We start from the raw sequence: 22,329 nt of genomic DNA, 5'->3' as shown, positions 1-22,329 counted from the left end.
GTCGGCGCCGCGGCTCACTCAGTCCCGACGTCGTACCGCAGGAGGACGCCGTCGTCGATCCGAGAGACCTCCCGGAGCGAGAGCGGGGGGAACGACTCGACGAAGCCCTCCCCGTCGGCGAGAGTCGGGGCGTCGCGGCCGCCGATGAGCAGCGAGCCCACGTACACGGAGAGCTCGTCGACGAGACCGGCCTCGAAGAGCGAGAAGATGACCTCGCCGCCGCCCTCGACCATCAGCGCCTCGATCCCTTCGTCTTCGAGCGCGTCGAGCGCCGCCGCGAGCGCCACGCGCTCCTCGCCGGCGACGAGCACCTCCGCGCCCGCCGATTCGAGCGCCGCCAGGCGTTCGTCGGCGATGGCCTCCGCGGCGAGGACGTACGTCGTCGCCGCGTCGTCGAGGATCCGCGCGTCGGTCGGGGTCCGCCCCGTCGAGTCGACGACGACGCGGGCGGGGGTGGGCTCCTCGCCGCGCCGCTCCCGATTTTCCCGGCGGTCGGGATCGTCGAGCGTGAGGTGCGGGTCGTCCGCGAGCACGGTGCCGACGCCGACGAGGACGGCGTCGCTCTCCGCGCGGAGCCGATCGACGCGGTCGAAGTCGTCGGGGCCGCTGATCCGGACCTGCTCGCGCCGGCGCGTCGAGAGCTTCCCGTCGGCGCTGACGGCGGCGTTGACGACGACGTGCATACGGGGCTTCTGACGCCGATACGTCAAGCGGATTTCGGTTTATCGTCGGTTGACGGCCCCTCGGGCGCTGCCGCGGCGACAGGACTTAGGTGATCGAACGTGGTGGTTCGAAAGTGATGTCGCCGAAAGTGCTGATGCTCGGTTGGGGGTTCCCCCCGAACGTGAGCGGCGGACTCGACACCCACGTCGGGGAGTTGTTCGACGGGATGCGGGCGCGCGGCCTCGACGTCGAACTGGTGCTCCCCGCCGAGTACGCGCCGCGGGACCGGGAGGGAATCGTCGCCGTCCCGACCGGCGACGGCGACATTATCACCCGGGTCGGCCGGATGAGTTCGACGTTCGCCGAGCGCGCCGCGGACGCGGACCTCATCCACACCCACGATTGGTTCGGCTACGGCCCGGGGTCGCGCGCGGCCTCGAACGCCGACGTCGAGTGGGTGACCACCTTCCACTCGCTTTCGAACGACCGGAACGTCGACCCGCCGAAGCGCGAGGTCGAGACCGAGCGGCGCCTCGTCGAGCGCGCGGACCACCTGATCGCGGTGAGCCAGCTCACCGCCGACGAGGTGCGCAGGCAGTACGGCGGCGACTGCCGGGTCATCTACAACGGCTTCTCGGAGTGCGAGACGACCGGCCGCGACTACAAGGCCGAACTTGGCATCGACGGGAAGATGCTCTTTTTCGTCGGCCGCCACACCGACCAGAAGGGCATCTCCCACCTGGTCTACGCCCTGGAGAAGCTCCGCCGCGACGACGTGACGCTCGTGATGGGCGGCTCGGGTCACCTCACCGATCAGCTGAAGCGGTTCGCCGAACTGCTCGGCGTCGACGACCGGATCGAGTGGGTGGGCTACGTGCCCGAGGAGGAACTCGGCGACTACTACGCCTCGGCGGACCTGTTCGTCTCGCCGTCGCTCGCGGAGCCGTTCGGCATCACGATCACGGAGGCGCTCTCGGCGGGGACCCGCGTCGTGGCGACAGAAAGCGGCGTCAACGAGGTGCTTCCCGACGACTGCGTCGTCGAGGTCGACCCCGACTCGGAGTCGATCGCCGCGGGGATCGAACGCGGCCTCGACCTCGAAGGGACGCCCGAGTACGAGCCGATCACCTGGGCGGAAGTCGTCGACGAAACCGTCGGCTTCTACGAGGAGATCCTCGGCGACGGGAGTCAGGAAGCGAGCGGTTCTTAGCGCAACACGCGCACGTCGCGTGCGGACTCGGGGTGGCGGATCCGATAGCCGTCCGCGGTGGGGACCATTCCCTCGCTCGGAAGCTCCTCGCGCGCGGCCTGATACGGGCTGTCGCTCTCGATGCCGCGGTAGGGACTGGAGCTTTCGGCGCCCTGATACGGGCTGGAACTCTCGGCGCCGCGGTAGGGGCTGGCATCCTCGGCGCCCCCATACGGGCTCGCGCTCTCGGCCTCGCGCTCGAAGTCCTCCGGCGGGAGGTAGATCCGCTCGCCCATCTCGGAGCGCACGATCACGGCGGTGTCGCGGTCGCCGCGCATCGTGATGATCGTCTCGCCGTTCTCGATGGCGACAGTGAAGGTGACCGATCCGGCGTCTTCGGCCGCCTCGTCCGTCGTCCCGTCGTCGGGGCCGCTCATACCGGGAGGGCGTTCGCTGCGCACTTATATGCTCGGGCGCGCTTCACGCCGCCGTCGGCGCGTCGAATTTGACATCCATTCAGTAATTTCCGGGTACCTCCGTTCGTATTGGGAAAGAGTCCCACCCAGGCGCCGATGTCCCTGAATGTCAAGTAGGAGGACGCCGAATCGACTACTATGGACGTGCGCGATGCGACGACGGACGACGTCGACGAGATTCGCCGGGTCGCCACCGAATCGTTACGGGCCTCCTACGGCCACGCCATAGACGAGGACGTGATCACCGCGGCCGTCGACAAGTGGTACAGCACAGAGCGCGTGACGGACTCGCTCGGCGACGACAGCGAGGTGTTCGTCCTCGCGGAGGACGATGGGAGCGTCGTCGGATTCGCCCAAAGCGAGATCTCCGACGGCCGCGAGACCGTCGGCTACCTCGATTGGCTCCACGTCGTCCCGGCGCACCGCGGCGAGGGGATCGGCTCGCAGTTGCTCGCGCGGCTCGAACAGGAGCTCGTCGACGGCGGCGTCGACCGCCTGGAGGGCCGCGTGCTCACCGAGAACGAAGAGGGCGTCTCGTTCTACGATGAACAGGGCTTCAGCGTGGTCGGCGAACGGCCCGTCGAGATCCACGGCGAGACCTTCACCGAGCGGGTTTACTCGACGTTCCTCGACGAGGAGGAGACCGACCCCACGGGGCTCGTCGAGCGCGACGCCGACGGGACGACGGTCCACGTCGCCTACGACGAGTCCGTCCGGGGCTCGGACGCGCCGTTCTTCGCGGTCTATCTCGACGGCGACCGGACGGAGAAGTACGGCTGGATGTGCGGCGTCGACGAGAGCCTCGACATCGCGATGGACACGATGGAGCGCCTGGAGTGCAACGCCTGCGGCAACCGACGCAAGCCCGCCCGCTGGGACGCCGCTTACCTCTGATCACCCGCGGTTTCATCGGGACGTTCGGGTTGCTGCTGTGCGCGTGCGGATTTGTCCGTCGATCGCCCGCTCGACACCTCTCGGGCGTGACGCGAGCCGGGGCGGTGCAATTATCACGATCTGTACCGTGGACCGCAGGCTTATCACGGATAGCCATCAGACGAGGAACATATGCCACAGCACTCCCGCGCTGTGTCCACCGTCGTCTCGGTGTCCCTGATGATCGCGATCGTGGTGATCCTCGGCACGGTCATCAGTATCTACACGGTGGGCACGTCCAGTACGCAACCTCAGGCGCCGCTGATAGAGGTGTCGGCCGGCCTCAGCGACGCCGTCGACGACGGGGAGCACGCGGTCGCGATCACGCTCGGTGCGGGCGATGCGGTCCGCACGGGTCACCTCTACGTTTCCGGATCGAAACCGCTCGATATCGGCGGAAAACCCGGAGACAGTTCCACGCCCGCAAACGACGATCACGCCAGCGAGCGGGAGAAGTTCACCGAGTCGAGCGGCGACAATCCGCCGCAGGTCGGCATCGGCGAGACGTGGGAGGCTGGTGAGACAGCCTACCTCGACCCGGCGGGTACATTCGAGGAGGTGACGATCAGCATCTACTGGGCGAGCCAGCCCGTGGAGGGAGTCAACCCCGGGACGCCGACGGGTGAGGCCGCGTACAAGATCGCGACGGTGACGATCGAAGCGCCATCGTGAGGGGGCTCGCGGGCGCTCCGGTCTCGGTCCGCGAACCGCCCCGCGGCGTCTCACCGTCGGTGGTGCGTCGTTCCGACGGCCGATCTCGGCGACAGATCAGTCCCGTACTTTCGCCTGGATCTCCTCGACGATCTCGGGGTTGCGGAGGGTGGTCGTGTCGCCGAGTTCCTCGCCGTTGGCGATCTCCTCCAGCAGGCGGCGCATAATCTTCCCCGACCGGGTCTTCGGGAGCTCGGGCGTGAAGATCACCTGCTCGGGGCGGGCGATCGGGCCGATCGCGTCCTCGACGCCTTCGATGATCGCCTCGCGCATCTCCTCGGACCCGCCGTAGCCGTCTTCGAGGATCACGTAGGCGTAGACGGCCTCGCCCTTGACCTCGTGGTCGCCGCCGACGACGGCGGCCTCGGCGACGCCCTCGACGCCGACGATGGCCGATTCGATCTCCATCGTCCCCAGGCGATGGCCCGAGACGTTGATCACGTCGTCGACGCGGCCCAGGATGGTGATGTAGCCGTCGTCGTCGATCTTCGCGCCGTCCTCGGGGAAGTACACCCACTCGTCTGCGTCGGGGTCGGAGTACTCCTCCCAGTACTCCCCGATGAACCGCTCGTCGTTGTTGTACAGCGTCCGCAACATCCCCGGCCAGGGTTTGTCGACCGTCAGATAGCCCGCGCGGCCGGCGCCGACCTCCTCGCCCTCGGTGTCGACGACGCGCGCGTCGATGCCCGGAAGCGGCGGGCCCGCCGATCCGGGCTTCATCGTGCCGACGCCTGGCAGGGTGGTGACCATCATCCCGCCGGTCTCGGTCTGCCACCACGTGTCGACGATCGGGCACTCCTCGTTCCCGATGTGCTTGTAGTACCACTTCCACGCGCGGGGATTGATCGGCTCGCCGACCGTCCCCAGCAGTCGCAGGCTGGAGAGGTCGTGCCGTTCGGGGTACTCCGTGCCCCACTTCATAAACGCCCGGATCGCCGTCGGCGCCGTGTAGAACACGTCGACGGCGTACTTCTCGACCAGTTCCCACAGGCGGTCGCGCTCGGGGTAGTCGGGCGTGCCCTCGTACATCACCGTCGTCGTGCCGAGCGCGAGCGGGCCGTAGACGATGTAGGAGTGGCCCGTGATCCACCCGATGTCCGCCGAGCACCAGTAGGTGTCCTCGGGTTCGAGATCCAGGACGGCGTGGGACGTCCAGGTCGCATATGCGAGGTAGCCGCCGGTGGTGTGCTTGACGCCCTTCGGCTCGCCGGTCGTCCCCGAGGTGTACATCAGGAACAGCATATCCTCGGCGTCGCGCTCGACGGGGTCGACGCGGGCGCCCTGGTGGTCGGCGACGAGGTCGTCCCAGTCGTGTTGGTTCCCGCTGAGGTCGTGGCCGAAGCCGTCCTCCCCGAGGCGGTCGACGACGACCGTCGCGTCGACGCCGTGGTCGACGCCCGCGAGGCCCTCGTTCGCCTTCGCGAGGTGGTCGAGCGGGTCGCCGCGGCGGTAGTACCCGTCGCAGGTGATCAGATACCGCGAGTCGGCGGAGTTCATCCGGGTCGCGAGCGCGTCCGCCGAGAAGCCCGCGAAGACGACAGAGTGCGGCGCGCCGATCCGCGCACAGGCCAGCATCGCGATCGGCAGCTCGGGCACCATCGGCATATACAGCGTGACGACGTCGTCCTCCTCGACGCCGAGGTCGCGGAGCGCCGCGGCGAACTCGTTGACCTCACGGTAGAGGTCCTGATAGGTGTAGGTGCGCGTCTCCCCGTGTTCGCCCTCCCACTTGATCGCGGCGCGGTTCTTGTCGCCGCGCTCGACGTGGCGGTCGACGCAGTTGTAGGAGGCGTTCAGGGTGCCGTCGGCGAACCACTCGTAGAACGGCTCCTCGGAGTCGTCGAGCACCTCGCTGTACGGCGAGTCCCAGTCGAGCAGGTCGGCCGCGCGGGTCCAACACCGGGGCCAGTCCTCTTCGAACTCCTCGTAGATGGACTCGTCCGAGACGTTCGCCTGTTCGACGAACTCGTCGGACGGCTCGAAGGTCTCCTGTTCGACGAGGCGGGCTTCGAGGTCTCCGTCTCCGTCGTCGGTCATACTCGTTCGAAACATTCTATCACCAGTTCATAAATCCTCGCGACTCGTTCGCACGGTCCGTCCCACGATCGGTATTTCTCGATATTGTAAATATTCCAAACAGTTCTCATAAGGCTGGAACCGACCCGCGTGTTTTATCCGGCGCACCTCTACGCACGCGTATGAGAGACGAGCGACGGGCGGCGGGCGACGCCCGTATCGACACCGACGGCGTCCGGCGGCGGCCGTTCCTCCTCGCCGGGGCCGGCGCGGCGACGACGGCTCTGGCCGGGTGTCTCGGCAGCGGGAGCGACGGGGACAGCGACGGCGCCGACGCGCCCGCGGCGGTCACGGTCCCCGAGGGCGCCACCTGCGACGTCTGCGGGATGACGATCCGGCAGCACCCGGGACCGACGACCGAGATCTTCTACGCGGACCAGCGGCCGAACGGCCACGACAACCCCGCGCGGTTCGACAGCACCTGGGAGGCCTACCAGTACGAGTTCGAGCGCGAGAACCGGGGCTGGGACGACGTAGCCTTCTACGTGACGGACTACTCGGCGGTCGACTACGAGGTGTTCGAGGACGGCGGCGACACCCTCATCTCGCGACACTACGAGGCGTCGGCGTTCGCGCCGGCGGGCGACGTGACCTACGTCGTCGACTCCGAAGTGAAGGGGACGATGGGCAGAGACCTCATCGCGTTCACGAGCGAAAGCGACGCGGAGGCGTTCCAGACCGAACACGGCGGGTCGCTCGCGACCCACGACGGCGTGACCCCGGAGGTCGTCGCCGGCCTCGGCAAGTGATGGCGCTGCTCTCGCCGTCCGGGACCGCGTGGCTGACCGCGGGGGTCGCGTTCGTGCTCGTCGTCGCCGGCCTCTCGTTCGCGCTGACGCCGGCCAGCGGCGAGACGCTCAGCCCCGTGGACTTCGAAGACACCGTGAGTATGGGCGGCACGGGCGTCGACGCCCGGCGGGCCGAAGCCGAGGGGTTCGCGCTCCCCCGGGCTCAGGTGTTCTACTCCGGATACCGCTACGTCGTCGGCTACGTCGGCATCGAGACCGTCGCGAGCGAACTCGGCGATGCGAGTGCCCGGCGGCAGTTCGGCGACCCGCTCGCGGTCTACGTCTCGGACTTCTCGACGGTCACGCCGACCCTGACCGACGAGGGGTACGTCGTCCCCGAGCGCGGCCGCGCGGTCGGCTGGACGCCCGCCGAGAGCGCTCACTTCGTCGTCGGCAGCGCGGCGCGAATCCCCTCGGGGCCGATCGTCGTGCCCTTCGCCGAGCGCGCCGACGCCGAGCGGTTCGCCGCGGCGCACGGGGGTTCGATCGTCGGCTGGGAGGCGCTGAAAGACAGCGTCGGCGACCCGCTCGACGCCCGACTGGCCGAGTTCGAGGCGTCGATCGAGGAGCGTCACGCCTGGGCGGACCGAACGGTCGGCGAGGCCGCCGCGCGACGTGACCGACCCGTGAGCGTCGTCGTCGGCAGCGGCGGCGCCGCGGCTTCGGGCACGCCTGCGGACGTAGAGACCGCGCCGACGGTCGCGGCCGCGGTCGCGAGCGCGCCGCCGAACACGACCGTCTACGTGCCGGCCGGGAGCTACGACGTCGACCAGGTCGTCCTGAACCGCTCGGTGACGCTGGCTGGCGCTGGCGCTGGTGCGACTGCGATCGGCGGAGGGGACGGTGACGGAGCCGCGCCCTCGACGACCCTCCGCGGCGACGGCAACGGGACCGTCGTCGTGGTCAGGGCCGACGGCGCGGCCGTGACGGACCTCCGGATCGCGGGTGTCGGCGACGTCGGCAGCCGCGGCCGCGGGCGCCGGAACGAGTCGGCGGACTGGGACACCACGGTCCAGTTGGCCTACGGCTACGGCGACGCCGGGATCGTCCTCGACGGGGCGGCCGGCGCATCGGTCGCGAACGTCGCGATCGACACGCCCGCCAGCGGCGTCATCGCCCGCGAGAGCCCGCGGAGCGTCATCTCGAATCTGACCGTCCGCGGCGCCGACACGGCCAGCGAGGGCTTCATGGGCGTCGTGCTCATCGGCGCGCCGAGCGTCGTCGAGGACTCGACGTTCCTCGGCGGCCGAGACGGCGTCTACACCCACCGCGCGGACGGGAGCGTCATCCGCGACAACTACGCGGACCCGGGCCGGTACGGCGTCCACGAGATGTACACCTCCGCGTCGCTGGTCGCGAACAACACCGTCCGGGACGCCCAGGCCGGCGTGATCGTGATGACGCGTCCGACGGGGAACCTCGTGGTCGGCAACGACGTGCGCGACAGCACCTACGGCGTCGTGCCCGCGGGCGGCGCCTCCTACTACGCCCGCAACGTCGTCGCCGGCAACGAGTACGGGATCACCGTCGCGGGCGACCGGAACGCCTTCGTCGGCAACGTCGTCGTCGACAACCGAGTCGGCGCGCGGGCGGGCGAGATCCTGCCGTCGAACTGGGTCGTCCGCAACGACTTCGTCGGCAACGGACGCGCGGTCGAGTCCTCGCTCGGCCCGCTCCGGACGTGGTCCCACCGCGGCGTCGGCAACCACTGGGGCGCGCTGCCGATCCCCGACGCCAACGACGACGGCGTCTACGACCGGCCGTACCGGCCCACGGGCGCGGTGGACTCCCGGCTCGGCGAGGTCCCGGGTGCGACGACGCTCGCGCAGTCGCCCGCGGTGGCGACGCTCCGGCGAGTCCAGGACGCCGTCTCCGGCCTCCGGCAGTCGGGCGTCGTCGACGCCGCCGCGCGTACGCAGCCCTTCCACCCCGACCTCGTCGCGGCCGCGCGGAACGCGTCCGAATCGGCCACCGCGGACAGGTCGAGCACGCCCGTCCCCGAGCCGACACACGGATCGACCGGAGGTGAGGCGGCGTGAGCGACGACGCGAGCGACGACGGCGCGAGCGATGGTCCGAGCAGGGATTCGGTCGCTCTGCGCGCAAACGGTATCGAACAGGTGTTCGGCGACGTCGAAGTGCTCTCGGGCGTGGACCTGACGGTCGAGCGCGGCGAGGTCGCGGCGGTCGTCGGTCCCAACGGATCGGGGAAGTCGACCCTGCTCCGGGCCCTCGCCGGCCTCGACGAGGCCGCCGGCGGCGACGTCGCGGTCCCGAGCGGCGCCGGGGGCGCCCGACGCGTCGGCTTCCTCCCCCAGCAGCCCGCGTTCCGCGAGGGCTTCACCGCCCAGGACACCCTGGAGTTCTACGCCTCGCTGCTCCCCGGCGTCGGGAGCGACGACGTCGCGGCCACGCTCGATCGGGTCGGCCTCGCGGACGTGGGCGACCGCGCGGTCGGCTCGCTCTCGGGCGGGATGACCCGACTGCTCGGCCTCGGGCAGGCCGTCCTCGGCGATCCCGCGGTCCTGCTCCTCGACGAGCCCGGCAGCGGCCTCGACCCCGCGATGGTCGAGCGGCTGTTCGCCGTGGTCGGCGACCTCGCCGCGGAGGGCACGGGCGTCGTCGTCGCCTCCCACGAACTCCCGGCCGTCGAGGCCCACGCCGACACCGTCTACGTCCTCGACGACGGCGGGTTCGTGGCGAGCGGCGCGCCCGCGACGCTCCTCGAGGAGACCGGTACCGCATCGCTCTCGGAGGCGTTCCTCCGGCTCGTCCGAGCCGAGGCCGGGGAGTCGACGGTGCGGGCCGGCGCCGGCGGAAACGGGAGCGAGCGCGACGCCGAGGAAACGGAGGTGCGCGACGATGAGTGAGGCGGATGGCGAGGCGAGCGGGGCGACGGGCGGAGGGAACGGAGACGCCCCCGACGGGGATTCCGATGCGACGACGTGGACCCGCTCCGAGCGGGTCCGGACCGATCTGCTGGTCGTCGCGACGCGCGAACTCCGGACCATCGCCCGGACGCCCGCGTTGCTGGCGCTGTCTGCGGCGTTCGTCGCGAGCGTCGTCGCCGTCGCCTGGGCGGGCACGGGCGGCGGCGGGGGGTTCGTCCCCCTCACGCTGGACCTGCTCACGTTCGTCGAGGTGCTGGTGCCCCTCTTGGCCGTCGCGTTCGGATACCGATCGGTCCTCGGCGACCGCGAGACGGGCGAACTGGACGTCCTCCGTACCTTCGACGTCCCCCGGCTCGCCTACGTCGGCGGGATCTACCTCGGGCGCGCGCTGGCGCTCGTGAGCGTCGTCGTCGGGGCGCTGGTCGCCGTCGGCCTGCTCGTCCCGCTTCTCACCGCGGACATCCCGACGTTCCTGGCGATCAACGCCGCGGCCGACTCGGGCGTCCGCTACGTCCGCTTCGTGGCGCTCGCGGCGGCGTTCACGCTCGTCGTCCTCGCGGCGACGGTCGCCATCTCCGCAGCGGCCCGGACCGTCCGGACGGCCTTCGCGCTCGCGGCCGCGCTCGCGGTGACGCTCGTGTTGGGGATCGACACGGCGCTCGTGGCCGGGTTGGCGAGCGGCGTCGTCTCCGAGGAGGTAGTGGCCGCGCTGCTGGCGCTGAGTCCCAACAGCGCGTTCCGCGGGCTCGTGCTCTCGTCGGCCGTGGGCGTCGTCGGCGGGGCCGACGTCGCCGCGGGGAACGCGCTGGCGAACGCGTTCGGCCTCCTGCTCTGGTGGCTCGGCGCCCTCGCGATCGCCGTCTGGCGGGTCTGGCCCGTCGTCGACGAGATCGAGACCGAGAGGTGATGCGTCCCTAGAGGACTATTTAAATCGTCGTTCGGGGTCGATCGCCGCCGGCTCGGCCGGCGCTCCGACCTTCTCGACGTCGCATCTCTCCTCAGCCGAAATTCTCGAACTTCGCCCGGTCGGTGTCGACGCTCGCCGCTTCGAGCGCCGCCGTCGCGTCGTCGACGAAGTCGGCGAAGCCGTAGACGAAGATCTGCTCGCCCTCGGCGCCGGTGGCCGCGTCGGCGACCGCGTCCGTGATGTCGCCGTCGGTGACGACGATCGACACGCCGGCGTCTTCGAGCGCGTCGAGGCGATCCTCGTGTGCCGGAGCGTCCGTCAGGTAGACGATCGCGGCCTCGTTGCCGCCGGCGACGGCCGCCTCGGCGATCCCGACCGCGGGGCCGATCCCCGGGCCGCCCGCGAGGACGACCGCGCGCGGTTCCCCGTCGTAGAAGCTCCGCCCGAACGGCCCGGAGATATCCAGGGTGTCGCCCGCGGCGAGGTCGAGGAGGTACTGACTGAACGGGCCCGCCTCGTCGGGGTCGACGCCGACGGTGACCTCGAACGTCGCGTCTGCGTCCGGCGACGAGAGCGTGTAGAACCGGGCGTAGTCCTCGCCGTCGACGGTGCCGCGGAGCTTCACGAACTGCCCGGGCTCGGCGTCGAATCCCTCCGGCGACTCCAGTTCGAGTGCGATCGTGTGGGGCCCGACGTCGCGGACCGCACTGACGGTGACTGTCGCGTCCATATCCCCACTATCGGATCCGGCGAGAAGGCCTTTGCCTTCCGGCCTCGTAGTCGACGTCCCCACCGATCCGCTCGCGCGCACGACGACGAGGAACCGCCGGTATAAGTGCCGCCGAACCGGCGAGTCGACGGCGTTCGCGACCGGAAATTTGGGGTTTACATTTGGCCATTCTAGACGAGTATATCGGCATATTATATTAATTATTAAATTTATGTTCCGTATAATCCCTGTTACTGTTAACTTTTGGCTGTCTCGAACCGTTTCTTTTTTCAAGGCTTTTCAGAAGGCTTTTGTTCGGGCCTGGGCAACCCCTTAGCCACATGCCTGCGGACTTCAACTGGGCCATCGGCGGGGAAGCCGGCGATGGCATCGACTCGACGGGAAAAATCTTCGCCCAGGCACTCTCTCGGGCCGGGCGACACGTGTTCACGTCGAAGGACTTCGCGTCCCGGATCCGTGGCGGCTACACGGCGTACAAGGTTCGAACCGCGGTCGATCCCGTCCAGAGCGTCGTCGACCGGCTCGACGTCCTCATCGCGCTGACCCCGCGCACGATCGAGGAGAACCTCGACGAGCTCCACGACGGCTCCGTCATCATCTACGACGGCGAGCGCACGACGATGGAGAACGTCGAGATCCCCGAGGGGATGATCGGGCTGAACGTCCCCCTCAAGCGCCTCGCCGAGGAGGCCGGCGGCGCGATTATGCGCAACGTCGTCGCGCTCGGCGCCGCCTGCGAGGTCGCGGACTTCCCGATCGAGAACCTCGACAGCGCCTTGGAGAAGCGCTTCGGCTCGAAGGGGAAGGCCCTCGTCGACAACAACAAGGAGGCCGCCCGGAAGGGCCGCGACTACGTCGCCGACGAGTACGACCACGACTTCGACTACGAACTGGAGACGACGGATTCGGACTACGTCCTCCTGAACGGCGACGAGGCCATCGGGATGGGCGCGATCGCCGCCGGCTGTAAGTTCTACGCCGGCTACCCGATCACGCCCGCGACCGACGTGATGGAGTACCTCACCGGCCGGATCGAGCAGTTCGGCGGCCACGTCGTCCAGGCCGAAGACGAGCTCTCGGCGATCAACATCGCGCTCGGCGCGGCGCGCGCCGGCGCCCGCTCGATGACCGCGACCTCCGGGCCCGGGATCGACCTGATGGCCGAGACCTTCGGCCTGGTGGCGACCTCCGAGACGCCGCTCGTCGTCGTCGACGTGATGCGCTCGGGGCCCTCGACGGGGATGCCGACGAAGCAGGAACAGGGCGATCTGAACATGATGCTCTACGGCGGCCACGGCGAGATCCCCCGGTTCGTCCTCGGGCCGACGACCATCTCGGAGTGCTTCTGGAAGACCGTCGAGGCGTTCAACCTCGCCGAGAAGTACCAGACGCCGGTCTACATCGCCGCCGACCTCTCGCTTGCGGTCACAGAACAGACCTTCCCGCCGGAGACGTTCGATATGGACGAGGTCGAGATCGAGCGCGGCAAGGTCGTCGACGAGGAGTCCATCGAGGAGTGGCAAAACGAGAAGGGCCAGTTCAAGCCGCACGCCCTCACCGACGACGGCGTCTCCCCGCGGGCGTTCCCCGGCACCGCCGAGGGCGCACACATGTCGACGGGCCTCGAACACGACGAGCTCGGCCGCCGGACCGAAGACACCGAGATGCGCGTCGAACAAGTCGACAAGCGCAACCGCAAGGTCGAGACCGCGCGTGCGGAAGAAAACTGGGAGCCGCGGGAGTTCGGCGACCCCGACTCCGAGAACCTCGTGATCTCGTGGGGGTCGAACGAGGGCGCGATGGAGGAGGCGATCGACTTCCTCGAAGAGGACGGCGTCGACGTCCGGTTCCTCTCGGTGCCGTATCTGTTCCCCCGGCCGGACCTCACAGCGGAGGTCGAGTCCGCGGAGAACGTCATCGTCGTCGAGTGTAACGCCACGGGGCAGTTCGCCGACGTCGTCGAACACGACACGCTCTCGCGGGTCGACCGCCTGAACAAGTACGACGGCGTGCGGTTCAAAGCCGACGAACTCGCAGACGACATCAAAGCGACCCTCCAGGAGGCAGACCAATGAGCTCAGACGTACGTTTCACCGACTTCAAATCGGACAAGCAACCGACGTGGTGTCCCGGCTGCGGCGACTTCGGGACGATGAACGGGATGATGAAAGCGCTCGCGAACACCGGCAACGACCCCGACAACACGTTCGTCGTGGCCGGAATCGGCTGTTCCGGGAAGATCGGGACGTACATGCGCTCCTACGCGCTCCACGGCGTCCACGGGCGCGCGCTCCCGGTCGGGACCGGCGTCAAGCTCGCGAACCCCGACCTCGAAGTGATGGTCGCCGGCGGCGACGGCGACGGCTACTCGATCGGCGCGGGCCACTTCGTCCACGCCGTCCGCCGGAACGTCGACATGACCTACGTCGTGATGGACAACCGCATCTACGGCCTCACGAAGGGTCAGGCCTCGCCCACCTCGCGCAAGGACTTCGAGACGTCGACGACGCCCGAAGGGCCCCAGCAGCCCCCGGTCAATCCGCTGGCGCTCGCGCTCGCGTCGGGCGCGACGTTCATCGCGCAGTCGTTCTCGACGGACGCCCAGCGGCACGCCGAGATCGTCCAGGAGGCGATCGAACACGACGGCTTCGGCTTCGTCAACGTCTTCAGTCCCTGCGTCACCTTCAACGACGTCGACACCTACGACTACTTCCGCGACAACCTCGTCGACGTCGCCGAGGAGGGCCACGACCGCACGGACTACGACGCCGCCAAGGAGAAGATCCTCGACGCCAGCAAGGAGTACCAGGGCGTCATCTGGCAGTCCGAGAAGTCGATCCCCTACAGCGAGAAACACGGCGTCGACGCCGACATGTCCCAGATCGACGACGGCGCCCCCGAGGGCGCGATGGACCTCGTCCGCGAGTTCTACTGAGGGGCCAGGGGCGGTCCCGCGGCGCACCGTTTTTCCCGTGTCGCTTCGTATCATAGGCGTATGGCCCGAAGAGCCCTGCGTCCAGTGTGCGCGACAGTCGGAGCGCTCGCGGTGGCCACCGGATCCGCGGCGGCCCACGTCGACTACGTCACAGAGGAGACCGCGCCCGGATCGGCGGCGGAGCTCTTCGCGGCGGTGATGTCCTCGCCGCTCGCGCTCGCGCTGCTCGCCGGCGGCGGGGCCTCCGTCGCGGTGGCGGCCCTCGGGTACCTCCGCTTTTCGGCGTCCCTGCGGGACGTCGAGGTGGCCCGGCGGACACTGGCGTCGTACCGCCCGTACCTGCCGTGGATGCTCCGGCTCTCGGTCGGCCTGCCGCTCGTTGGCGCGGGCTTTTCGGGCTATCTGTTCTCGCCGACCGTCACCGCCGACGCGCGGCTCCTCCAAGTCGGGATCGGATTCCTCCTGCTGTTCGGCCTGCTGACGCGCGTCGTGGCGGCCGTCGGCCTGCTCGCGTACCTCTGGGCGCTCGCGGGCGCCTTTCCCGAACTCCTCCTCGCCAGCGAGTACGTCGCCGGCTTCCTCGGCATCTTCGTCGTGGGGCCCGGCCAGCCCAGCGCCGATATGATGCTCAGGCGGATCGTGGCCGCCGAGGGGACCCTCCTCAGTCGCTTCAGGTGGTTCCCCAAGCCCGAGGACGTCCTCTCGGAGCTCGGCCTGACCCAGGGGACCGCGCCGCTTTTGATCCGCGTCTTCCTCGGCGCGAACTTCGTGTACCTGGGCGTCGTCCAGAAGTGGCTCCAGCCCGCCCAGGCGGCGGCCGTCGTGGAGAAGTACGGGCTCACCGCGGTCGTCCCCGTTTCGCCTGAGCTGTGGATCTTCGGCGCGGGCCTCACCGAGGCCGTCGTCGGCGTGTTCCTCCTCACCGGGACGTTCACCCGCGGGACCGCGACTGCGGCGTTCGTCATCCTGACGACGACGCTGTTCGGCCTCCCGGACGATCCGGTCTTGGCCCACGTCACGCTCTTCGGGCTGTCGTCGGCGCTGATGGTGACCGGCGCGGGCGCGCTCTCGCTCGACGGGACGGTCATCCCCGCCCTCCGTCGTCGCATCGGCGCCGGCGCCGGCGGGGGCGAACGCCCGGCGGTGTAGCGGCGGTCGAGGCCGACGCCCTCGCGGCGGTCGCGTGCTCGCCGACCGCGGCGTCGATCACTTCGAATCCTGAATCCCGAGTCCCGAATTACGCCCTCTCGTGGGCGTCAGGAATGTTCCGGCGCGTTTTTTACCCGCGCCCCGATTTACAGTAATACCAATGACCGCGGACGCCGTGACGCCCGACCGAAGACGTGTGCGGGGGGAACAGCGCTCGCCACGCGGCGTCTGTGCGACAACCGCACTGGCGCGCCGGGGCGCGCAGCCGACGCACACCACGGGAGTACGCCATGTCTGAACATTACGACGTCGTCATCGCCGGTGCAGGGCCGGCCGGAGCACAGTGCGCGCGGGACCTCGCACAGCGCGACTACGACGTGCTCGTGCTCGAGGCCGAGCCCGAAGACGGGTTCCCCCGGCAGTCGAACAAGTCCACGGCGGGGACGTTCGCGTCGATGACGGGCGCCTTTGGGATCCCCGACAACGTCGTGATGAACTACACCGACGAGGTCGTCCTCGAATCTCCCAACAGGCACTTCGTCCAGCACCAGCCCGGAGCCGTCCTCGAATTCGCGGACTTCAAGCGCTGGCTGGTCGCGGAGGGGCGCGACCACGGCGCGGAGTACCGCTTCGGCGCGCGCGTGAACAACCCCGTCGTGGAGGACGGCGACGTGGTCGGCGTCCGGTACGCCGGCGACGAGGAGGTGTTCGGAGAGATCGTCATCGACGCCACGGGGCCGGCGGCGCCGCTCGCGAAGAAGCTCGACGTCTGCGGCCTCGAACGGCAGAATCAGGCGGTCGGCATCGAGTGGGAGATGGAGGGCGTCGACGTCGACCACCCCGAGTTCGCAGACCTCACCGACGCGATGATGCTGCGCCTCGACCACGAGTACGCGCCCGGCGGGTACTCGTGGATCTTCCACACGGGCGGCGACACCGCGAAAGTCGGCCTGTGTTACATCCAAAACGAGAGCTACCAGCGGTTCGGCGACGCCTCGAAGAGCATCGACGACCACCTCAATCACTGGCTGGAGACCGACCCCCGGTTCGCCGACGCCCACCGCATCGCGGACAAACAGCAGCACCGCGGCAGCGCACACATCCAGATGCCGGCCGACCTCAGCACGGACAGCTTCATGGCCATCGGCGACACCGTGCCCACCATCGACCCGCTGTGGGGCGAGGGCATCCACAAGTGTATGGAGTCCGCGCGCGCGGCCGCCATCACGGCGGACCGCTGCCTGATGGGGTCCGTTCGAGACACCTCCGCCGAAGCGATGTCGCTCTACGACGACCTCTGGCACGCCCGGGTCGCCCCGGATATGCGCACGCGGCTGACGATGACCCAGCTGCTGTACCTCGCGCCGAACGACCGCTACGACCGCCTGATGGACGACCTGAACGCGATGGATGTAGAGACGCTCAGCGACGCCAACGACGGCAGCGTCCGCGGCCTCTCGAAGCTCATCCACCTCGACGACGTGCCGCTCCTCGCGCGCTTTGCGAAACAGCGGCTCGCCGAGTGACCTGACACGCCGCCATCCAAACCCCTAACCGTCCGAGGGGTCTCCGCTCGGATATGAGTCAGCAAGGTGAGCGACGCGTGCCGCTCGCGAGCGAGATGCCGATGCTGGGCCTCGGCACCTGGCAGAACGACGATCCCGACACCTGCGCGGACACGGTCGAGACCGCCCTCGACGAGGGCTACCGCCACGTCGACACGGCGCAGGCCTACGGCAACGAGGAGGCCGTCGGCCGCGGGATCGAGGCGGCCGACGTCGACCGCGAGGACGTCTTCCTGGCGACGAAGGTCTGGATCGACAACCTCGCGTACGACGACGTGCTTTCGACGACCGAGGCGAGCCTCGACAAGCTCGGCGTCGACTACGTCGACCTCATGTACGTCCACTGGCCCTCCCGGGCGTACGACCCCGAGGAGACGCTCCGCGCCTTCGACGAGCTCGTCGACGCGGGGAAGGTCGAGCGGATCGGCATCAGCAACTTCCTGCCCGAACAGGTCGACGAGGCCATCGACCACGCGGACGCGCCGATCTTCGCGAACCAGGTCGAGCTCCACCCGCTGCTCCCCCAGGAGGAGCTCCGCGCGCACTGCGCCGACCGCGACGTCGAGGTCGTCGCCTATTCGCCGCTGGCTCGCGGCGAGGTGTTCAACGTCCCCGAGATCACCGAGATCGCGGAGAAACACGGCGTCAGCGAGGCCCAGGTGTCGCTGGCGTGGCTCCGCGAGAAGGGCGTGACGGCGATCCCGAAAGCGACGAGCGAGGCGCACGTTCTCGACAACCTCGCGTCGGTCGACCTCGACCTCGACGACGAGGACGTGGCCGCCATCGACGCCATCGACCGGACGGACCGCCAGGTCGACCCCAGCTTCTCGCCCTGGTGAGGCACCGGCGGGCGCAACGGCCTTGTCGGTCGGGGTCGAACGACCCGTATGGACTTCACACTCGGAACCACGGTGGGCGCGCTCGTCGCGCTCGTCGCCGTGGGAACGGCGGTCCTCGTCGCGTCGGGCGTGATGGCGACGAGCACGGTGCTGATGATGGTGACGCCGTCGATGCTCGTCTTCGGCGTGATCTGCGTCGCGATCGGCGTCAAACACGGAGAGTACCGCGCCGGGACCTGAGATAGCGGGGAAATCCGGCGCGGCGGCTTTCGGCCTACCGCGCTACTGCACGACGTCCTCGATCGACTCGCCGCTCACGCTGGCGGCGACGCGGACGCCGACGATGCTGACGACGATCCCCGCGAGGATGAACGCCGCGAGCCGCTGCTGGGGCGTCACGACGTATCCGAAGATGAACGGGTCGGGCAGGACGGCCTCGCGCTGGAGGAACCACCCGGCGAAGCCGCGGACGACGAGCCCGAGCGCGACGACGCCGAACGGGAGGTTCAGGTACGGCGTGCTCACGCCGTCGGTGCCGATGAGTTCGTCGAGCAGCCGGCCGGCGCTGGCGGTGAGCGCGGCCAGCGCGAGCCAGGGGACGGCGTTGTAGGTGAACTGCATCGTCCGGAGGACGACCGACTGGGGGCCGAGCTGCGGCGATACCGACAGCGCCCCCAGGAAGATGCCGACGAGGCCGAGCCCGAGGCTGACGGCGTAGGTGACGACGGAGACGCGGCCGGAGTACAGCGCCGCGCGGACGCGGTCGGGGACCTCGGCGAGGTACTCGTCGACCGCGAGCCCCTTGTAGAGCAGCGCGGCCCCGAGCACCGCGGCCAGCCCCGCGAGCGCGACGGCGGGCGGAAACTGCGTCAGGAGGATCGGCAGGAAGAGCAGCGTCGCCCCCAGGGGCACCAGGACCGTCGATCGGAGCTCCTCGTCGCCGAGGAACTGCTTGAGGAGGTAGTACGTCGACTCGATGTCGTGGGCCTGCCGGACGACGACGCGGTCGACGGAGTCGACGCGCACGCGGCTCTCGATCACGGGGACGACCCGCTCGTCGTTCGCGGAGTCGAGGACGACGATCGCGGAGTCGGGGTCGTACTCCTCGACGAGCGCGTCCACCTGGGTCGACAGCGAGCGGTCGGCGCCGACGAGCGAGTCCCTGCCGCCCGCGACGACCGCGACGACGGTCTCCTCGCGCTCGTCGCGGAGGTCGCGGGCGACCCGCAGCGCCTCCAGCAGGCAGTTCACGCTCGAATCCTCCGGATCGGCGAGGCCGACGTCGGTCACGAGCGACTGGACGGCCTCCCACCCCACGATCGGGAGTTCGAGACCGGCCGCGTGACCGACGTCGTCGGACCGATCGACACAGAGGACGAGTGTGGTCACGGTCGTGTGAAGGCTTCACTCGGTTAAAGTCCTCCCGGTCAGCGACAGGGATGCGAAGCTACGGCTGCGTGTCACGTCCGTCCCGTCGAAAAAACCACGGCCGCGTCGAATCCGGAAGCGTCAGCCCTTAGAGGAGCCCCGTCTTCTGGAGCTTCATCAGGTCCTCGGTGTCGAGGGTCTCGCCTTCCTTGAACTTCTGGTAGATCTCTTCGGCCTCCTCCTTGGCGGCCTCGCGCTCCTCGGCGCGCTCGTCCTCGCGCTCTTCTTCCTCCTGCTTGTCGAGTTCGCGGAGCCGCTTTTGGACGCGGACGAAGTCCTCGTGGTGGCGGTCGGCGGCTTCCTGGGCCTCGACGAAGAGCTCGTGCATCGCGTCGGCCTTGTCGCGGATATCGTCGGCCTCGCGGTAGGCCTCGATCATCTGGTTGTGGTGTTCCTGGGCCTCGTCGGCGAGCTCTGTCACCTTCTGGTGGTGCTGGGACGCCTCCGAGCGGACCTCTTCGGCCTCCTCGATGAGCGCTTCGAGTTCACCGCTGTCTTCGACCTTCTCCTTCTTCTGACGGAGCTCCTCGCGCTTGTCCTCGATCTTCTCGATGAGTTCGCGCTCGTCCTCCGTCGAGAGGACCTCGGTCTGCTGGCGGAACTCGAGCTGCTCGATCTCGTCTTCGAGCTCCTCGATGTCCTTGCCGTCGTCGAGCTCCAGGTCCTCTTTCATCTCTTCGACCTGGTCGAAGAGCTCGTTGGCCTCCGCGTTGAGCTCGTTGCGCTTTTCTTTGTGTTCCTGGACCTGCTCGTTGAGCTCGTCGCGCTTCTCGCGGTGCTCCTGGGCCTCGTCGACCTTCTCGCGCGTCTTGGCGTTCAGGTCGTCGCGCTTGGAGGCGCGCTCGGAGGCCATCTGATTGAGCTCGTTTCGTCGGTCCCGGAGCTGTCCGGCGACCTTGATGAGCTGGCCTTTCGACCCGTTTTCGAGCTTGTCGTCGGTGAGCTCGATGTTGTCTTCGTCTTTGAGTTCCTGTACGTCGTATTCCTGAAGAACGTCTTGCTTCGTTACCATACGTAATCAAACCTCGATACCATCACCGCTCCGGACCGTGGCGGCCGCTGGTGGATCGCTGCCGACCGTGGATAAGAATTCCCGATCATTCTGCGTGCTGTGCCGCCGGAACGCCGGAGGCGTTCTGGTACCTACCAGTTGTCGACTACTACATATAAGTCTGCCGGTGGACTGACGGGCTGAAAGCCGCTCTCACACCCCATACGGGCCTTGTGAGACGTTCGCAGTGTACACGAGTCGTATATAAACAAAAGTGGGAACTGTTCGCATACGGACGGCCGATCGCGGCGCGGAATCGGTCGGGATTTACCCGGGAGTCCCGGAGTCGGCAGTATGACGCTGCGAGAGGTCGTTCGCGCGCGCGGACACGAGAACGTATCCGCCGAACACGCGAGCACGTTCGAGGTGACGAGCGACGACTGGCTGACCCCCGCCGGCGACTGCATCCTCGCGGTCGAGGCCGATCGGGTGCCGGCCGACTTCGACGCGGACTTCGTCGCGGCCTGCTGCGACGCCGACGCGACGATCACCGCGACCCTCACCGCGACGACCGACGACGGCGACACCTACACCCAGACGATCACCGGCAGCGGCGATCCGGACCTCTCCTTCGAGAACGAGCGGAGCCACGTCGGTCGCACCAGCGACTACGTGGACGATCGGACGGTGCTCGTCGACGCCGACGGCGCGGCCGCAGACGTCGACCGCGACCTCGTCGAGGCGCTCGCGGACGGGGCCGACCTCCGCTTCGAGCTGGTCGTCGAGTAGGATGGACAGTGTCCGTCTGCGCGACCCGACGGAAGGCCGTCAGTACGCCGCTTCGACGGTCGCGAGCGCCGACTGGAGCCGCTCGTCCACCTCGTCGGCGACGGGGTCGAGCGCGTCGTTTTCGACCACCGAGAGCAGTTTGTCGGGCGCGACCGCGCTAACGACGACGCCGCCGTCGTCGTCCGCGTAGACGATGACGTTACAGGGCAGCAGCGCGCCCAGTTCCAGTTCTTCCTCCATCGCCTGATGGGCGAATTCGGGATTGCAGGCGCCCAGGATCCGGTAGTCGCGGAACTCCTCGCCCAGTTTCTCCTTCAGCGTCGCCTGCACGTCGATGTCGCAGAGCACGCCGAAGCCCTCCGCTGCGAGCGCGTCCGTCGTCGTCTCGACCACGTCCTCGAACGCCCCGTCGACGGATATCGATGTCGTGTACGTCATAGTCTATTTTCCACACGATTACAGAGGCCGGACACGGACTACACTCTTACGGTGCGCGGTGGTGGATCGGTCCACGGTGTCGGGGGGCCGTCGGCAGCCGATCCGCGGCCGGACGGCTTTTTTCGATCCGATCCGAAGCCGCGAGTATGCCCGAGGAACCGCGGGAGAACATCAGCGGCGGTGACGGCGCCACCGCGGCGGCCTTCGAATCCGGGGACGCTGGGACGCGCGCCGAGGGCGTCGTCGACGAGCTCGGCCGGCTGTACTGGCAGAAGACCTACGGCGGCAAGGACGCCTTCGAGTCGCTTGTGCGGACCATCCTCTCGCAGAACACGAGCGACGTGGCGAGCCAGCCCGCCCACGACGCGCTGATGGAGCGGTACGGTTCGGCCGGGGAGACATCGAGCGACGGCGACCACGACCTGGCGGCCGCGCTCGCGGACGCCGAGCAGTCCGAACTGGCGGAGACGATCTCCTCGGCGGGGCTATACAACCAGAAGTCGGAGATGATCGTCGGCGCGGCCGAGCGGATCTGCGAGGAGTACGGCGGCGCCGACGGCTTCGACGCGTTCGTGACCGAGGGCGATCCGGGCGAGGTGCGGGACGCGCTCCTCGACATCCACGGCGTCGGGCCGAAGACCGCCGACTGCGTGCTGCTCTTCGCCGGCGGCCGCGACGGCGTCTTTCCGGTGCGCTCTTGGGTAAACGATTGTTGGTCAGATCTCAGCAGTAGCTGGAAGTCACAGCGGGCAAGAGTGACGCGACCGCGTCACCCGACGAACGATGTTCCCAGTCAAGACGTTCGTCTCGGAGCGTCGAGCCGCGAACCTGT

General features: G+C 68.7%; 22 protein-coding genes. 15 read left to right on the top strand and 7 right to left on the bottom strand.

What is annotated here, in order from left to right; all coding sequences use genetic code 11:
• Positions 1-14 precede the first annotated feature (14 nt).
• A complete protein-coding gene (locus tag ACQUQ0_RS07565; RefSeq protein WP_435184302.1) occupies positions 15-683 on the bottom strand; it encodes a 2,5-diamino-6-(ribosylamino)-4(3H)-pyrimidinone 5'-phosphate reductase in 669 nt (222 codons plus the stop codon).
• A gap of 134 nt (positions 684-817) precedes the next feature.
• Here ACQUQ0_RS07565 and ACQUQ0_RS07560 point away from each other — a divergent pair, with 134 nt between their 5' ends.
• Positions 818-1,873 (top strand): glycosyltransferase family 4 protein, encoded by a 1,056-nt coding sequence (locus tag ACQUQ0_RS07560; protein ID WP_435184599.1) that lies wholly within the window; start codon positions 818-820, stop codon positions 1,871-1,873.
• On the opposite strand, the gene ACQUQ0_RS07555 is transcribed toward ACQUQ0_RS07560, so the two are convergent.
• On the bottom strand, positions 1,870-2,289 hold the full coding sequence (locus tag ACQUQ0_RS07555) for a DUF7510 family protein (RefSeq protein WP_435184300.1): 420 nt from the start codon (positions 2,287-2,289) through the stop codon (positions 1,870-1,872). The two genes, ACQUQ0_RS07560 and ACQUQ0_RS07555, sit on opposite strands and share 4 nt — an antisense overlap.
• Positions 2,290-2,466: 177 nt before the next feature.
• Here ACQUQ0_RS07555 and ACQUQ0_RS07550 point away from each other — a divergent pair, with 177 nt between their 5' ends.
• On the top strand, positions 2,467-3,222 hold the full coding sequence (locus tag ACQUQ0_RS07550) for a GNAT family N-acetyltransferase (protein ID WP_435184298.1): 756 nt from the start codon (positions 2,467-2,469) through the stop codon (positions 3,220-3,222).
• A gap of 171 nt (positions 3,223-3,393) precedes the next feature.
• The gene (locus ACQUQ0_RS07545) at positions 3,394-3,933 is read left to right on the top strand and encodes a type IV pilin (protein WP_435184295.1); all 540 of its coding nucleotides are present in this window, start codon (positions 3,394-3,396) and stop codon (positions 3,931-3,933) included.
• Positions 3,934-4,029: 96 nt separating this feature from the next.
• Here the strand turns inward: ACQUQ0_RS07545 and acs are convergent, their stop codons facing one another.
• Positions 4,030-6,009 carry an acetate--CoA ligase gene (acs, locus tag ACQUQ0_RS07540; RefSeq protein ID WP_435184292.1) on the bottom strand — a complete coding sequence of 660 codons (1,980 nt, stop codon included), beginning with the start codon at positions 6,007-6,009 and terminating at the stop codon, positions 4,030-4,032.
• 161 nt (positions 6,010-6,170) lie between these two features.
• Here acs and ACQUQ0_RS07535 point away from each other — a divergent pair, with 161 nt between their 5' ends.
• From ACQUQ0_RS07535 to ACQUQ0_RS07520, 4 genes are read left to right on the top strand one after another with little or no spacing between them, the layout of a single operon-like run.
• Positions 6,171-6,797 (top strand): nitrous oxide reductase accessory protein NosL, encoded by a 627-nt coding sequence (locus tag ACQUQ0_RS07535; protein ID WP_435184290.1) that lies wholly within the window; start codon positions 6,171-6,173, stop codon positions 6,795-6,797.
• Positions 6,797-8,875 carry a NosD domain-containing protein gene (locus ACQUQ0_RS07530; RefSeq protein WP_435184288.1) on the top strand — a complete coding sequence of 693 codons (2,079 nt, stop codon included), beginning with the start codon at positions 6,797-6,799 and terminating at the stop codon, positions 8,873-8,875. Before ACQUQ0_RS07535 ends, ACQUQ0_RS07530 begins: the two co-directional genes overlap by 1 nt.
• The gene (locus tag ACQUQ0_RS07525) at positions 8,872-9,705 is read left to right on the top strand and encodes an ABC transporter ATP-binding protein (RefSeq protein ID WP_435184286.1); all 834 of its coding nucleotides are present in this window, start codon (positions 8,872-8,874) and stop codon (positions 9,703-9,705) included. The genes ACQUQ0_RS07530 and ACQUQ0_RS07525 overlap by 4 nt, the downstream gene beginning before the upstream one ends.
• The gene (locus ACQUQ0_RS07520; protein WP_435184283.1) at positions 9,698-10,633 is read left to right on the top strand and encodes an ABC transporter permease subunit; all 936 of its coding nucleotides are present in this window, start codon (positions 9,698-9,700) and stop codon (positions 10,631-10,633) included. The genes ACQUQ0_RS07525 and ACQUQ0_RS07520 overlap by 8 nt, the downstream gene beginning before the upstream one ends.
• A 91-nt stretch (positions 10,634-10,724) precedes the next feature.
• Here the strand turns inward: ACQUQ0_RS07520 and ACQUQ0_RS07515 are convergent, their stop codons facing one another.
• Positions 10,725-11,363 carry an FAD-dependent oxidoreductase gene (locus ACQUQ0_RS07515; RefSeq protein ID WP_435184281.1) on the bottom strand — a complete coding sequence of 213 codons (639 nt, stop codon included), beginning with the start codon at positions 11,361-11,363 and terminating at the stop codon, positions 10,725-10,727.
• A 320-nt stretch (positions 11,364-11,683) separates the two neighbouring features.
• Here ACQUQ0_RS07515 and ACQUQ0_RS07510 point away from each other — a divergent pair, with 320 nt between their 5' ends.
• The 6 genes from ACQUQ0_RS07510 to ACQUQ0_RS07485 all read left to right on the top strand — a co-directional run bounded on the left by ACQUQ0_RS07510 (position 11,684) and on the right by ACQUQ0_RS07485 (position 18,091).
• Entirely contained in the window at positions 11,684-13,438 is a 1,755-nt protein-coding gene (locus ACQUQ0_RS07510; RefSeq protein ID WP_435184279.1) for a 2-oxoacid:acceptor oxidoreductase subunit alpha, read from the top strand.
• Positions 13,435-14,298, top strand: coding sequence for a 2-oxoacid:ferredoxin oxidoreductase subunit beta (locus ACQUQ0_RS07505; protein ID WP_435184278.1), 864 nt, complete (start codon positions 13,435-13,437; stop codon positions 14,296-14,298). Before ACQUQ0_RS07510 ends, ACQUQ0_RS07505 begins: the two co-directional genes overlap by 4 nt.
• Before the next feature lie 60 nt (positions 14,299-14,358).
• Positions 14,359-15,447: a DoxX family protein gene (locus ACQUQ0_RS07500; RefSeq protein WP_435184276.1), complete on the top strand. Its 1,089-nt coding sequence runs from the start codon at positions 14,359-14,361 to the stop codon at positions 15,445-15,447.
• A 290-nt stretch (positions 15,448-15,737) separates the two neighbouring features.
• Positions 15,738-16,973, top strand: a complete 1,236-nt coding sequence (locus tag ACQUQ0_RS07495; protein ID WP_435184275.1) for a digeranylgeranylglycerophospholipid reductase — start codon at positions 15,738-15,740, stop codon at positions 16,971-16,973.
• Positions 16,974-17,026: 53 nt separating this feature from the next.
• Positions 17,027-17,851: an aldo/keto reductase gene (locus ACQUQ0_RS07490; protein ID WP_435184273.1), complete on the top strand. Its 825-nt coding sequence runs from the start codon at positions 17,027-17,029 to the stop codon at positions 17,849-17,851.
• A 48-nt stretch (positions 17,852-17,899) separates the two neighbouring features.
• Positions 17,900-18,091: a DUF7333 family protein gene (locus tag ACQUQ0_RS07485; RefSeq protein WP_372389505.1), complete on the top strand. Its 192-nt coding sequence runs from the start codon at positions 17,900-17,902 to the stop codon at positions 18,089-18,091.
• 42 nt (positions 18,092-18,133) lie between these two features.
• On the opposite strand, the gene ACQUQ0_RS07480 is transcribed toward ACQUQ0_RS07485, so the two are convergent.
• Together ACQUQ0_RS07480 and ACQUQ0_RS07475 are read right to left on the bottom strand one after the other, a co-directional pair.
• Positions 18,134-19,240, bottom strand: a complete 1,107-nt coding sequence (locus ACQUQ0_RS07480) for a DUF373 family protein (RefSeq protein WP_435184272.1) — start codon at positions 19,238-19,240, stop codon at positions 18,134-18,136.
• Positions 19,241-19,367: 127 nt separating this feature from the next.
• Entirely contained in the window at positions 19,368-20,291 is a 924-nt protein-coding gene (locus tag ACQUQ0_RS07475) for a coiled-coil protein (RefSeq protein WP_435184270.1), read from the bottom strand.
• Between the two features lie 333 nt (positions 20,292-20,624).
• Here ACQUQ0_RS07475 and ACQUQ0_RS07470 point away from each other — a divergent pair, with 333 nt between their 5' ends.
• On the top strand, positions 20,625-21,059 hold the full coding sequence (locus tag ACQUQ0_RS07470) for a DUF371 domain-containing protein (protein ID WP_435184268.1): 435 nt from the start codon (positions 20,625-20,627) through the stop codon (positions 21,057-21,059).
• A gap of 39 nt (positions 21,060-21,098) precedes the next feature.
• On the opposite strand, the gene ACQUQ0_RS07465 is transcribed toward ACQUQ0_RS07470, so the two are convergent.
• Positions 21,099-21,497: a DUF302 domain-containing protein gene (locus tag ACQUQ0_RS07465; RefSeq protein ID WP_435184266.1), complete on the bottom strand. Its 399-nt coding sequence runs from the start codon at positions 21,495-21,497 to the stop codon at positions 21,099-21,101.
• 146 nt (positions 21,498-21,643) lie between these two features.
• Between ACQUQ0_RS07465 and ACQUQ0_RS07460 the strand changes: the two genes are divergently transcribed.
• Positions 21,644-22,329: endonuclease III domain-containing protein (locus tag ACQUQ0_RS07460; protein ID WP_435184265.1), on the top strand; the 686-nt coding region annotated here is incomplete at its 3' end.

Source organism: Halobellus sp. EA9 (assembly GCF_051195055.1).
GTDB classification, from domain to species: Archaea; Halobacteriota; Halobacteria; order Halobacteriales; family Haloferacaceae; genus Haloquadratum; species Haloquadratum rubicundus.
Note: the sequence above shows the minus strand (reverse complement) of the source record. Positions and strands in the feature narration are given on the sequence as shown.